The organism is Rahnella rivi, from assembly GCF_019049655.1.
In the GTDB taxonomy this organism is placed as follows: domain Bacteria; phylum Pseudomonadota; class Gammaproteobacteria; order Enterobacterales; family Enterobacteriaceae; genus Rahnella; species Rahnella rivi.
The window spans coordinates 134,057-147,379 of sequence record NZ_JAFMOX010000066.1; the positions used below are offsets into that span (position 1 = coordinate 134,057).

The window sequence follows — 13,323 nt, forward strand, 5'->3', positions numbered from 1 at the left end:
TTTAACGAAAATGGATTTTTGAGCGGAACATAAAAGTGAGCCAACCGCGTTCACCCCGGCGTTGTGCTCGGGTACAATGCGCGCAAATGAGATGCACGGGAGGTTGCAATGAGTATCAATCTGGCAGAAATCAGTAAAGATGAGATGGATCGGATTAACATCGATCTGGCGGCTTCAGCGGTCGCTTTCAAAGAGCGTTACAACATGCCCGTTGTGGCAGAAATGGTAGAACGGCAACAGCCTGAACATCTGCGCACCTACTTTCGTGAGCGTGTGATGCATTATCGCGGGGAATCCCATAAATTCTCCCGTTTACCTTATGAACCGAAGCAAAAGTAACGCAGCTTTAGGCAAACGGGAGGGGAAAGCGATTACCGGCGGGTGGCGAATTGCTGGTTGGTACGAATCAGCTGGTCGAGGATCCCAGGCTCATCAAATGAGTGCCCTGCCCCTTCGATAATATGAAGTTCAGCTTCCGGCCAGGCTTTCGCCAGGTCCCAGGCGTTTTGCACCTGACAGGCCATATCATAGCGACCATGTACGATCACCGCCGGAATATGCCGGATACGGTCAACGTTACGTATCAACTGGTCATCACTGTCTAAAAAGCCAAGATGCGTGAAGTAATGATTCTCGATGCGGGCGAAAGCCAGCGCAAAGTTATCCTCACCAAATGACGCCGAACCTTCCGCAGGCAGAAGCGTGACCGTCTCCCCTTCCCACAAGCTCCAGATTTTTGCAGCCTCGAGCTGCACTGCGCGATCGCTGGATGTCAGGCGTGCGTGATAAGCGGCGATAACATCCTTGCGTTCTTCCTCGGATAAAATTGAGAGGATACGCTGCCATTTTTCAGGGAAGAATCGCGACGCGCCGTCCTGGTAATACCAGGTCAGCTCCTGTTTGCGCATGGTGAAAATACCGCGCAACACCATTTCACTGACGTGTTCGGGATGGGTCTGGGCGTAAGCCAGTGCCAACGTGGAACCCCACGAGCCACCGAAGACCAGCCATTTTTCCACGCCCGCCAGCTTGCGCAGACGCTCAATATCTTCGACCAGATGCCATGTGGTGTTGTTGTCGAGGCTCGCATGGGGTGTGGAGCGCCCGCAGCCACGCTGATCAAACAGCATGACGTCATAATCATTAGGATCAAACAGCTGGCGATGTACCGATGAACAGCCGCCGCCCGGCCCGCCGTGAATAAAGACAGCCGGCTTGCCTTTCGGGTTTCCGCTGCGCTCCCAGTAAACCTTGTGACCATCGCCGGTATCGAGCAAGCCGCTGGCATAAGCCTCACACGGAGGATATAACCCTTTTAATTTTGGCATGACATTTCCTGTTCTATTTGGCCAGAGTATTGATAGATGTTTTTACAACTCAATAACAGCGCATCGGCCAGCCAACGACAAGTTGTTCTGCATCAAAATCGAATTTTTGTATGCTGTTCGCATACTTATCACGCAATTTCATCAGGAACTCCCGGTGATGAACCGGAAGACATGACTGTAAAGTCCTGTCAGAAACAAGAAGGGGCTTGCAACCTGAGCCAATTTGGCACTAAATAGACGGGCAACCCAATCCACCAGCTTTAAAGAGAGGCAATCATGAGTAAAGGAATGGATAGCAAAAAGAATGCGAAGAAAAAGCCATTGAAAACCCCTGCCGAAAAAAAGGCTGATAAAAAAGCCAAGAAAGCATCTGCTTAACAATGTACTTCGTAGAATAAACCCGCTCAGCGCGGGTTTTTTTATGGGATTTTTTCAGGACTTGCAGGCTTAGTTTTTTGCCGCCAGCGCCAGCACAAAGGCGTATTCCAGCGCGATATCTTCGTAAGCTTTGAAACGGCCAGATTTGCCGCCGTGGCCGGAATCCATATCCGTGTGCATCAGAAGCTGGTTGCTGTCCGTTTTCACATCACGCAGTTTCGCCACCCACTTTGCCGGCTCCCAGTATTGCACCTGAGAATCATGCAGGCCGGTGGTGACCAGCATGTGCGGATATGCCTGGGCGCGCACCTGATCGTACGGGCTGTATTGCAGCATGTAGTCGTAATAGGCTTTGTCGTTCGGGTTACCCCACTCGTCATACTCACCGGTGGTCAGCGGGATAGATTCATCCAGCATCGTTGTCACCACATCAACAAACGGAACCTGCGCCACGATGCCGTGATACAACGCCGGTGCCTGATTGATGATAGCGCCCATCAGCAAACCGCCTGCGCTGCCCCCCATGGCGTACACCTGTTTCGCATCGCCATAACCTTCAGCGATCAGTTCTTTGGTCACGTCGATGAAATCGTTGAAGGTATTCAGTTTGTTGAACAGTTTACCGTCGTCATACCACTGCTGACCGAGCTCTGCGCCGCCGCGAATATGCGCCAGAGCAAAAACAAAACCGCGATCTAACAGGCTGAGGCGGCTGCCGCTAAACGCCGGATCCATGCTGCTGCCGTAGGAGCCGTAGCCATAAAGCATCAGCGGATTCTGGTGCGGCTTAAATAACTCCGCGCGGTAAACCAGTGAAACCGGTACTTTCACGCCGTCGCGGGCAGTGACCCAAACACGTTCACTGCGATAGTTCGCCGGATCAAAATCTTTCACTTCCTGCTGTTTGAGTAAGGTGCGCTCCTGCGTATCCAGATCCAACTCAAATAACGTACTCGGCGTGGTCATGGAAGAGTAGCCATAGCGCAACAGCGAGGTGTCCGGGTCAGGGTTATAGGCCAGCCAGGTGGTGTACGTCGGGTCGTCAAACGCCAGCGACTTTTCCTCACCGGTCTGCCAGTGGATCTGGCGCAGATGCGTCAGCCCCTGCTCACGCTCTTCCACGACCAGCCAGTCACGAAACAGGCTAAAACCTTCGAGCATCACTTCATCGCGCGGCGCAATTAAAGCCTGCCAGGCGGACTCTTCACCGCGGTCACTTTGATACAGGCCGAAGTTTTTACCGTCTTTATTAGAACGGATATAGAACTTGCCGAGGTAATGATCGAGTGCATATTCGTGATCTTTCCGACGCGACAGGAAGACCTGAGGTGTCGCCTGCGGATCGTCAGCATCCAGCAGTAAAATCTCCGAGGTGGTGGTGCTGTCGAGATGGATCAGAATGTATTTTTCTGACGTGGTTTTATCCAGACCCACATAGAAGGTGTCGTCTTTTTCTTCGTACACCAGTTTGTCTGTTTTCGGGTCGGTGCCGATAACGTGGCGATAAACCTGATACGGCAGCAGCGTTTTTTTGTGTTTGCGCACGTAATACAGCGTCTGCGAATCGTTCGCCCATTCGCTGCTGCCGGAGGTGTTTTTCAGCAGATCGTCGGTCCAGGTTTCGTCATCCAGATTTTTGATGCGGATGTCGTACTGGCGGCGCGACAGAAAATCTTCAGCAACGGCCATCAGTTTGTTATCACGGCTGATATCCAGCCCGCCCAGCGTATAAAACTCGCTGTCTTTGGCGCGTTCGTTACCGTCGATCAACGTGCGCCAGTTTTCCGTCTCGTCTGCAGGTTGACGAAGATAGAGGGCGTATTCGTTGCCCGGCTCATAGCGTGTCTGATAACGGAAACCGTGTTTAACATAAGGAACGGAATGATCCTGCTGGGCAATGCGTGCCACCATCTCGCCATAAAGGGTTTCACGCAGCGCCTGATGCGGCTGCATGGCCTGATCGGTGTAGGCATTTTCGGCGGTCAGATAGGCCAGAACCTGAGGGTCGGTGCGGTCATCGTCACGCAACCAGTAATAATTATCGACGCGTTCATCGCCGTGTACGCTCAGGGTTTCAGGGCGTTTTTCAGCCTTTGGAGGTGTCATCATCGCGGGATCTCTTTGTCCTCTTAGTGGTGTGGTAAGAGTGACAGGTTTATGCGGGGAAACCAAGGGACGGAAAAGAAAGGAATAATGCGTCCGCTGGCTGGCAACGGACGCAAGAAATGCTTAAACGGGTGCGCTGTAGCTGATTTCGCCAAGCTGACAGTTGAGCGTCACCTGATAGGTTTTATCGGTGTGATCGCCACGAACTTTCAGCGGGATCTCCCAGCGGGCATTATCGCCGCTGATGCTGTCCGGAACGACCCACGCCACCGGTGTGGAAGTACCGAGGGTTTTCTTATCGGCATCCCAGCGCGGAATACGGTTTTGCAGGAAATCACGTTTAACCAGCGCTGCAATCTCATCTTTGCTGGCGGTGGAACAAGGTGCGACCGTCGCCGTTCTGACTTCAGGTTCAGCGGCCTGCGCCACCTGACTCATCCCGCTCATTCCTGCTAACGCTATTACCACGCCTGTGATCATCTTTTTCATTGTGCGTCTTCCCGCTTTTTGTCGATCGTTATCACTGACCTTGCAGGATCCATATCCCTACAACTGACAAGGTCATCGCTTGCGTCAGATAATATAATCCTCAACAAGGTAATAACACAACATTAACAATAAGACCTGCAACGCAAAAGCGGGATGAAAATCCGTTAACGCAAGATAATAGCCTTACAGTTTTTGCCTTTGATCTTACCTTCCTGCAAACGCTGTAACGCTTTTTTAGCGCTTTTCTGACGGATAGCCACGTAAGCGTGGATCGGGAACATATCGATTTTACCCACTTCCGCAGCCGTCAGACCCGCTTCGCCGGTCAGAGCACCGAGGATGTCGCCGGGACGAATTTTGGCCTTACGCCCCCCGTCAATGCACAGCGTCGCCATCTCAGGATCGAGCGCCACCGGTGTCGCTGCCAGCGCCTGCGCTGCGGGCTGCCAGGTAAAGGTCTGACGGGTATAATCTTCCAGCGCGTGCACCCGCACCATTTCCTGTGGCGTCACCAAACTGACTGCCAGACCGCTGGTGCCTGCACGGCCTGTACGACCGACACGGTGAATGTGCACTTCAGGATCGAAAGAGAGTTCGTAGTTGATGACCAGACCGAGATCTTTGATGTCCAGCCCGCGCGCAGCCACGTCAGTCGCCACCAGTACGCGGCAGCTGCCGTTAGAGAAACGCACCAGCACGCGGTCACGGTCGCGCTGTTCCAGATCGCCGTTCAGCGCCAGTGCGCTGATGCCTTTACCGGAAAGTGCATCACACACGTCCTGGCAGTCGCGTTTGGTATTACAGAACACCACGCACGACGTCGGCTGATGCTGATACAGCACCGCCGCCAGCAGGGACAAACGCTGATGTTTATCGGCTTCGATAAAGACCTGCTTGATATCAGCAACATCTTCCTCGCCTTCAATTTCGACTTTCAGCGGCTGACGCTGGAATTTAGAGCTGATGCGCTCGATGCCATCCGGATAGGTCGCGGAGAACAACAGCGTCTGACGGGCTGGCGGTGTATAGCTGACCACATCTTCGATATCTTCGCTAAAGCCCATATCCAGCATGCGATCGGCTTCGTCCAGCACCAGCACTTTCAGCTGATCCAGTTTCAGGGTGCCTTTACGCAAATGTTCCTGGATGCGGCCCGGCGTGCCCACAACAATGTGTGGCTGACGAACCAGAGATTCCAGCTGTGGCCCGATGGACTGGCCGCCGCACAGGGTCAGGATTTTGATGTTCTGGGTGAATCGCGCCAGACGACGTAACTCTTTACTGACCTGATCCGCCAGTTCACGGGTCGGACACAGCACCAGCGCCTGCGCGTAGAACTGTGCCACGGTGATGCTGTTCAGCAGGCCGATACCGAAGGCTGCCGTTTTACCGCTGCCGGTTTTGGCTTTCGCCAGGACGTCCTGACCTTGCAGGATGGCAGGCAGAGAAGCGGCCTGAATCGGGGTCATTTCGGCATAACCCAGTTCGGTCAGGTTAGAAAGTTGCTCAGCGGGCAATGTCAGGGCTGAAAAGGAATGCGTGCTCAAGGCGATAACTCTTTATGTGAGGCAAAAATCGGGGCAGCGGCAGAAGGTCTGACGCCATGGTTTGGCTAAATGATAACAGAGACGCCCGCCGACTGCCTTAAACGGCAGAAAACGGACTGAAAAAATCCGCAGATGCCCTGGCCGGATTGCGTCTCTGAAATCGTTTAAGATGCGGCGCAATCGTTTTCGTATGGCATAAATTCAGATATACTGCGCGCCGAAATTCTCATTTTTCTTCATCACAGATCTGGGTACGAAGCTATGTTAACCATTGGTACTGCACTGCGCACCGGCGCCACCCGCGTCATGTTGTTAGGCTCTGGCGAACTCGGTAAAGAAGTGGCGATCGAATGCCAGCGTCTTGGCCTGGAAGTGATCGCCGTCGATCGTTACGCAGATGCACCGGCGATGCAGGTCGCTCACCGCAGCCATGTCATTAATATGCTGGACGGCGACGCCCTGAAACAGGTGATTGAAAGCGAACGCCCTGATTTCATCGTGCCGGAAATCGAAGCTATCGCCACCAGCATGCTGGTTGAACTGGAAAAACAGGGTCACAACGTGGTGCCTTGCGCTGAAGCGACGCGCCTGACCATGAATCGCGAAGGGATCCGTCGCCTGGCCGCAGAGACGCTGCAATTGCCAACGTCGAGCTACCAGTTTGCCGATGATGAAGCGTCTTTCCGCCAGGCCGTAGACGCGATCGGTTACCCGTGCATCATCAAACCGGTGATGAGCTCCTCCGGTAAAGGCCAGAGCCTGATCCGTGGCGCAGACCAGCTGCAAACCACATGGGATTATGCGCAGCAAGGCGGCCGTGCTGGCGGCGGGCGCGTGATTGTTGAAGGGCTGGTAAAATTTGATTTCGAAATCACGCTGCTGACCATCAGCGCCGTTGACGGCATCCACTTCTGCGCACCGATCGGCCATCGTCAGGAAGACGGGGATTACCGTGAATCCTGGCAGCCGCAGCAGATGACCGAACTGGCGTTACAGCGCGCGAAAGACATCGCCGAAAAAGTGGTGAAAGCCCTGGGCGGTAAAGGCCTGTTTGGCGTCGAACTGTTTGTGTGCGGCGACGACGTGGTCTTCAGCGAAGTGTCACCGCGCCCGCACGATACCGGCATGGTGACGCTGATTTCTCAGGATCTCTCTGAGTTTGCCCTGCACGTTCGCGCCTTCCTCGGCCTGCCGGTGGGCAATATCCGCCAGTTCGGCCCTTCCGCCTCTGCCGTGATCCTGCCTGAACTGACCAGTAACAACGTGACTTTCAGCGGTCTGGAAAATGCACTGACCGGATACAATCAGATCCGCCTGTTCGGCAAACCGGAAATCAGCGGTAAACGCCGTCTGGGTGTGGCGCTGGCCATTGCCGAAAATGTGGAAGATGCCGTCGAGCAGGCGAAGCTGGCCGCCGCCGCAGTGAGTGTGAAAGGCTAATCTCAGTCAGTTCATCCCGAAAAAAAGCCGGACACCTGTAAAGGGTCCGGCTTTTTTTCATCACGAGATCGGCTCTTATGAAGCGTCTCAGGTTCGAATGTTATTCGTCTTCGTCATCAAAAATGACGGTCACGCGATCGCCTTTATGCGTTTCACGGATTTCTGCCGCAACGGTGGCAATGGCTTCGCCGCTGCTCATGCCGTTTTCCATTAACTGGCGGATACGATCGGCGGCCTGTTCTTGTTCGTTATGTGAAAGTGAAGGCATACCTGTCAGCATAGGAAATTCCTGTTGTACGTGTTGGATGAGGCAAGAGAGAAACAACACCCGCAGGCTGCGGGGTTGCACAGTATACGCCTTATTCACGCAAATCGCCTGCGCTGGTTTCCGGTGGCCTGATCTATGTTAGGATCACAGGTCTGTTACATCATTTATCGCGCCAGAGAAACTGAAACCCGCCATGCAACCCGCTCACTCCGTTGTTCATCATTCGTTGCCCTATCAGCCAGATGCCTTGCTGACGCTGTTCGCGCCACTTTCTGCGTTGCCCTGGGCCATGTTGCTGCACTCGGGTGCCGCACAGCATCAGCATAACCGCTTCGACATTCTGGTGGCGGATCCGCAGATAACGCTGACCACGCGCGGCAACATTACCCTGGTTGAGCAAAACGGCAGCGTGGTATCGCGGGAAGATGATCCGTTCACCCTGCTGGAAGAGCAGCTTTCGGCCAGCGGATTACAGGCAACCAGCGCGGATAATTATCCTTTTCAGGGCGGCGCGCTGGGTCTGTTTGGCTATGATTTAGGCCGTCGTGTCGAGACACTGCCGGATATCGCCCAACGCGATATTCATCTGCCGGACATGGCCGTGGGCATTTATGACTGGGCACTGATCGCCGATCATCATTTACAGCGTCTGACGCTGGTCTGTCATGGCGATGTGCAGGTACGTCTGCGCTGGCTCGAAGCGCATGCGCAGCCGGTAAACACCGCGTCTTTTCGCCTGAATGCGCCCTGGCAGGCGAACATGAGCCGCGGGGAATATGGCGAGAAATTCCGCCAGATTCAGGAATATATTCACAGCGGTGACTGTTATCAGATCAATCTGGCGCAGCGTTTTTCCACTGATTATCAGGGAGATGAATGGCAGGCTTTCCTGCGGCTGAATCAGGCCAACCGCGCGCCGTTCTCGGCATTTCTGCGCTTGCCGGAAAACGCCGTGCTCAGCCTTTCGCCGGAACGCTTTATCTGGCTCAGGAATAAGCAGATCCAGACCCGCCCTATCAAAGGCACGTTGCCGCGCTGTGAAGATCCGCAGGAAGATGCCCGTCAGGCTGAACGTCTGGCCGCGTCGGAAAAAGATCGGGCCGAAAATCTGATGATCGTCGATTTACTGCGTAATGACATTGGTCGCGTGGCGACGCCCGGCACCGTGCGGGTTCCCGAACTGTTTGTGGTCGAGCCTTTCCCGGCTGTTCATCATCTGGTCAGTACCATCACCGCGCAGTTACCGGACGACTGCCACGCCAGCGCCCTGCTCCGTGCCTGCTTCCCTGGCGGATCGATTACCGGCGCGCCGAAAGTACGCGCGATGGAAATCATCGAAGAACTCGAGCCGCAGCGACGAAACGGTTACTGCGGCAGTATTGCTTACCTCAGTTGTTGCGGCACCATGGACAGCAATATCACTATCCGCACGTTGCTTACCGAGCAGGGGAAAATCTACTGCTGGGCAGGCGGCGGCATCGTTGCAGACAGTCAGGAACAGGCCGAATATCAGGAGACGTTCGATAAAATTGCCCGCATCCTGCCACAGTTAGGAGACGTACAGCCGTGACGTTGCTGGAACAACAGCCGACCTTGCAGGCATTTTCGCCCGCCGTGGAAGATTTTATTCTGCGCTTTCAGTTGCAGCAGCCACGCCTTCCCGCACCACAGCTGCGCGGAACCCGTCATGCCGCGGTGTTGATCCCCATTATTTGCCGTGAAGAACCGACCATTTTACTGACCCGGCGATCAGACAGCCTGCGCAAGCATCCCGGCCAGGTGGCGTTTCCCGGCGGCGCAGCCGATGCCACCGACGCGTCGATTATTGCCACCGCGCTGCGCGAGGCGCAGGAAGAAGTCGCCATCCCGCCCGAACAGGTGCACGTGTTAGGCACGCTGGCACCGCAGGACAGCAGCAGCGGGTTTCAGGTGACCCCGGTCATTGGCCTGTTACCGGTGGATGTGACATTCCACCCGCAGGAAGACGAGGTGGCAGAGCTGTTCGAAATGCCGCTTCAGGAAGCGTTCGATCTGGCTCGCTATCACTCTCTGGATATTCATCGCAGAGGGATCCACCACCGGGTGTATTTATCCTGGTATCAGCAACAATTTGTCTGGGGACTTACCGCGTCGATCATTCGTCAGCTGGCCCGGCAGGTTAAAGACTGACCTCAACGGTTACACATCGATCACACTTTCGCATCAAATAAGTTTATTTCATGCGAAAAATGAAACTATTGGTCTTAACCCCTTTTACACTATGGATCTACCCATAAGATCAGATCTCCCCTCGGGGCCAGATTTCAGTTATGGGTGTCAGGGATCCCGTTCCCTGCCGTTATCAATTACAGGAGTATTCGACGTGATTAGCGTTTTCGACATGTTCAAGGTCGGGATTGGCCCTTCCAGTTCCCATACTTTGGGCCCGATGAAAGCAGGCAAACAGTTCGCTGATGACCTGCTCGAACAGGGCATGATGCCTGCCGTTACGCGTGTCGCCGTGGACGTTTTTGGCTCCCTGTCACTGACAGGTAAAGGCCACCACACAGATATCGCCATTATTTTAGGTCTGGCGGGTAACCAGCCAGATACCGTCGACATCGACGGTATTCCCCACTTTATCCGCGACGTTGAGCAACGTCAGCGTTTGCCGCTGGGTGAAACGCAGCACGAAGTCGATTTCCCGCGCGACACGGGCATGGTTTTCCGGAGCGAGAATTTACCGCGTCATGAAAACGCCATGCAGATCCACGCCTTTGCCGGTGACAAACTGGTTTACAGCAAAACCTACTACTCCGTCGGCGGCGGTTTTATTGTCGATGACGACCATTTCGGCCAGCCGGTGCTGGATGAAGTGGCGGTGCCTTTCAGCTTTAATTCGGCCAGTGAAATGCTGGCGAAATGCAAAGAAAATGGCCTGTCGCTGTCCGGCATGATGATGAAAAACGAGCTGGCGCAGCACAGCAAACAGGAAATCGAGCAGTACTTCGAGAAAATCTGGCACACCATGCAGGCCTGTATCGATCGCGGTTTAAACACGGAAGGCGTGCTTCCCGGCCCGCTGCGTGTCCCCCGCCGTGCCTCGGCACTGCGCCGGATGCTGGTATCAAACGACCAGCTGTCAAAAGACCCGATGAACGTCATCGACTGGGTGAACATGTTTGCGCTGGCGGTGAATGAAGAAAACGCAGCCGGCGGACGCGTGGTTACTGCACCGACGAACGGCGCCTGCGGGATTGTTCCTGCGGTGCTGGCGTACTACGACAAGTACATTCAGTCGGTCAGCCCCGACATTTATCTGCGCTATTTCCTGACGTCCGGCGCCATCGGTATTCTTTATAAGATGAATGCCTCTATTTCCGGTGCTGAAGTCGGCTGCCAGGGCGAAGTCGGCGTCGCCTGTTCTATGGCCGCTGCCGGTCTGACAGAATTGCTGGGCGGAAGCCCGGAGCAGGTCTGCGTCGCCGCAGAGATCGGGATGGAGCACAACCTCGGCCTGACCTGCGATCCTGTCGCCGGACAGGTTCAGGTGCCGTGTATTGAGCGTAATGCGATTGCCTCGGTAAAAGCCATTAACTCAGCACGCATGGCGCTGCGCCGCACCAGTGAGCCCCGGGTTTCTCTCGATAAAGTGATTGAAACCATGTACGAAACGGGTAAAGACATGAACGCCAAGTACCGTGAAACCTCCCGCGGCGGTCTGGCGATCAAGGTACAGTGCGACTGATATTACCGAGGTTTTCCTTGTGCCTGCGGCGGCGAAGAACTGTTTTTTCACCCGTTCGCCGCAGGATATATCAGCCTGGAACTGTCACTTAGTCATTAAATCTTTGTTAAGAAAAACCTGTTGTATTATCAATACTTAATGGCCGTGAGACTTGCTTATACCCTGCAGGTGCGGCATGCTGATTTCCGCTTGTTTTGCCGCACAGACTGCTTCACTCTGTACCACCACGTATAAGATAAAATGAACAGACGCTAAGTAAGTGACAACGTCACAAATCTGGATTTTCTCTGATTTTCCTTCTTCACGCAGGAAGAGCATCCGGCGATTTACGGCTACTATCAATAATAATGAAACGGCTGTTTTGCATCGGTAAACCTTTAAAATGAACACTTGTAAGCCTGCACTTTACACGGGATAAAAGGATTAGAACGATGCTGTTCTCCCAGACCGGACTTGCGAAGTATCGCTACTATCGCCTTGCACTGGCCGGCGCGATGGGTATTTTTACCCTGCTGTTAACACTCAGTATCCGTATTTATGAACAAAGCCAGGTGATCACCGCCGATCAGCAACGCGTCGCCTTACACACCGTTCAGAAACTCGAAAAACTGCTTGAACCCGCTATACCTGCTGCGCAATCCACCCCTGTCGATCCGGCGCTGACCTGCCGTGAATTACAACCGGCCTTGCAGCAAACTGTCGCTCTGATGCAGACATTGCGTTCTATCACCCTCGTCAATAATGGCACCATCACCTGCTCAAGCCTGATTGGTGCACTGGATCTCAGCCTCGATAAAACGCTGCCCGATATCGCGCAAGGCAAAACGCGGCTGGAACTTCGCGCTGCGAAATTAAGCCGGCTGAACATCCCTACCCTGCTGCTCTGGCAGCCCGCCACGCCCGATAATCTCAACGGTCAGCTGTTTGTGTATAACATCGGGATCCTGTCGAATTTCCTGCTCGAACCGCAACCGCCGTATGCGCGCCATATTGTTCTGAACGTCATGAAGCAAAGTCTGGAATATGGAAAGAACGAAATTATTCCCAGTGTGAATTTGCCGCAGCAGCCGTTACTGACCGTCACGTCGCCAAATTATGATTTCACCGTGTCCATTTATGGCGAAGAGGCCTCGGCGCTGGCGTGGTCAGAGCTGGCGTCTCATCTGCCTCTTTCCATGTTGATAAGCTTACTGACGGCAACAGCAGTCTATTTATTGTCAGGCAGCCGGATAAGCCTTGCCTATCCGATAAGCCACGGGATTTCGCACCGAGAATTTAAGGTGTATTGCCAGCCCATTATTAACAGCGTCGATGGCCGCTGTATCGGCGTGGAAACGCTGATGCGCTGGAAAAATCGCAGGCAGGAGTGGGTGTCGCCAGATGTGTTTATTCCGCTCGCCGAGCAGCACGGATTAATCATCGCGCTCACCCGCTATCTGATTAAAACCGTCACCGATAATCTCGCCGTTTTCCCCGCCACATCCGGGTTTTACGTGAGTATTAACGTCGCAGCGCAGCACTTCAATAATATGGAAATTGTGGATGATATCCGCAAAATCTGGCTTCCCGCCGAGCCCTCCGTCTCACTGATGCTGGAGCTGACGGAACGCACGCGCTTGCAGGAGCTCAGAGCTGCCGAGATTTCTCAACTGAAGGAGATGGGGATTTTACTGGCCATCGATGATTTTGGTACCGGCCACAGTTCACTGAGTTATCTGAAAACGCTTAACCCAGACGTGCTGAAGATCGACCAGGCGTTTACCGCCTCAATTGGCACCGATGCCATCAATGCCACGGTGACGGATACAATCATCACGCTGGCGCAGCGCCTTAATCTGAAACTGATTGCCGAAGGGGTGGAAACCCGTGAGCAGGTCGATTATTTGCGTAAACGTAAAGTCGACTCCCTGCAGGGCTACTATTTTGCCCGGCCAATGCCGATTGAGGTGTTTCCGATCTGGCTGGCGCGCTACGAGAAATCGACCCAGGCACTGCAGCCGGTTGAAGAGGAGTCTGACGAATAACAGCCATAAAAAAACG

11 protein-coding genes are annotated in these 13,323 nt (G+C 54.1%); 6 read left to right on the plus strand and 5 right to left on the minus strand.

Translation table 11 applies throughout. The features are described 5' to 3' along the window. The first annotated feature begins 108 nt into the window (after positions 1-108). The gene (locus tag J1779_RS21830) at positions 109-339 is read left to right on the plus strand and encodes a DNA polymerase III subunit theta (RefSeq protein WP_056778941.1); all 231 of its coding nucleotides are present in this window, start codon (positions 109-111) and stop codon (positions 337-339) included. Between the two features lie 32 nt (positions 340-371). Here the strand turns inward: J1779_RS21830 and pip are convergent, their stop codons facing one another. The 4 genes from pip to dbpA all read right to left on the minus strand — a co-directional run bounded on the left by pip (position 372) and on the right by dbpA (position 5,848). Beyond that, positions 372-1,328, minus strand: coding sequence for a prolyl aminopeptidase (gene pip / locus J1779_RS21835; protein ID WP_122095652.1), 957 nt, complete (start codon positions 1,326-1,328; stop codon positions 372-374). Positions 1,329-1,775: 447 nt separating this feature from the next. Next, a complete protein-coding gene (locus tag J1779_RS21840; RefSeq protein WP_217204792.1) occupies positions 1,776-3,815 on the minus strand; it encodes a S9 family peptidase in 2,040 nt (679 codons plus the stop codon). Positions 3,816-3,935: 120 nt separating this feature from the next. Continuing rightward, positions 3,936-4,301 carry a protein YebF gene (gene yebF, locus J1779_RS21845; RefSeq protein WP_056778932.1) on the minus strand — a complete coding sequence of 122 codons (366 nt, stop codon included), beginning with the start codon at positions 4,299-4,301 and terminating at the stop codon, positions 3,936-3,938. A 164-nt stretch (positions 4,302-4,465) separates the two neighbouring features. After that, positions 4,466-5,848, minus strand: a complete 1,383-nt coding sequence (gene dbpA, locus J1779_RS21850; protein WP_122095655.1) for an ATP-dependent RNA helicase DbpA — start codon at positions 5,846-5,848, stop codon at positions 4,466-4,468. A gap of 261 nt (positions 5,849-6,109) precedes the next feature. Between dbpA and purT the strand changes: the two genes are divergently transcribed. Next, entirely contained in the window at positions 6,110-7,288 is a 1,179-nt protein-coding gene (purT, locus tag J1779_RS21855; RefSeq protein WP_217204793.1) for a formate-dependent phosphoribosylglycinamide formyltransferase, read from the plus strand. A 100-nt stretch (positions 7,289-7,388) separates the two neighbouring features. Here the strand turns inward: purT and J1779_RS21860 are convergent, their stop codons facing one another. Beyond that, positions 7,389-7,568 carry a YoaH family protein gene (locus J1779_RS21860; protein WP_056778924.1) on the minus strand — a complete coding sequence of 60 codons (180 nt, stop codon included), beginning with the start codon at positions 7,566-7,568 and terminating at the stop codon, positions 7,389-7,391. Positions 7,569-7,749: 181 nt separating this feature from the next. Between J1779_RS21860 and pabB the strand changes: the two genes are divergently transcribed. The 4 genes from pabB (at position 7,750) to J1779_RS21880 (ending at position 13,307) form a co-directional block, all read left to right on the plus strand. Further along, entirely contained in the window at positions 7,750-9,126 is a 1,377-nt protein-coding gene (gene pabB, locus J1779_RS21865) for an aminodeoxychorismate synthase component 1 (RefSeq protein ID WP_217204794.1), read from the plus strand. Continuing rightward, a complete protein-coding gene (locus J1779_RS21870) occupies positions 9,123-9,725 on the plus strand; it encodes a CoA pyrophosphatase (protein WP_136375988.1) in 603 nt (200 codons plus the stop codon). The genes pabB and J1779_RS21870 overlap by 4 nt, the downstream gene beginning before the upstream one ends. Positions 9,726-9,918: 193 nt before the next feature. Beyond that, positions 9,919-11,283, plus strand: coding sequence for an L-serine ammonia-lyase (locus J1779_RS21875; RefSeq protein ID WP_217204795.1), 1,365 nt, complete (start codon positions 9,919-9,921; stop codon positions 11,281-11,283). A gap of 431 nt (positions 11,284-11,714) precedes the next feature. Beyond that, positions 11,715-13,307 (plus strand): EAL domain-containing protein, encoded by a 1,593-nt coding sequence (locus J1779_RS21880; protein WP_136375989.1) that lies wholly within the window; start codon positions 11,715-11,717, stop codon positions 13,305-13,307. Positions 13,308-13,323: the final 16 nt, after the last annotated feature.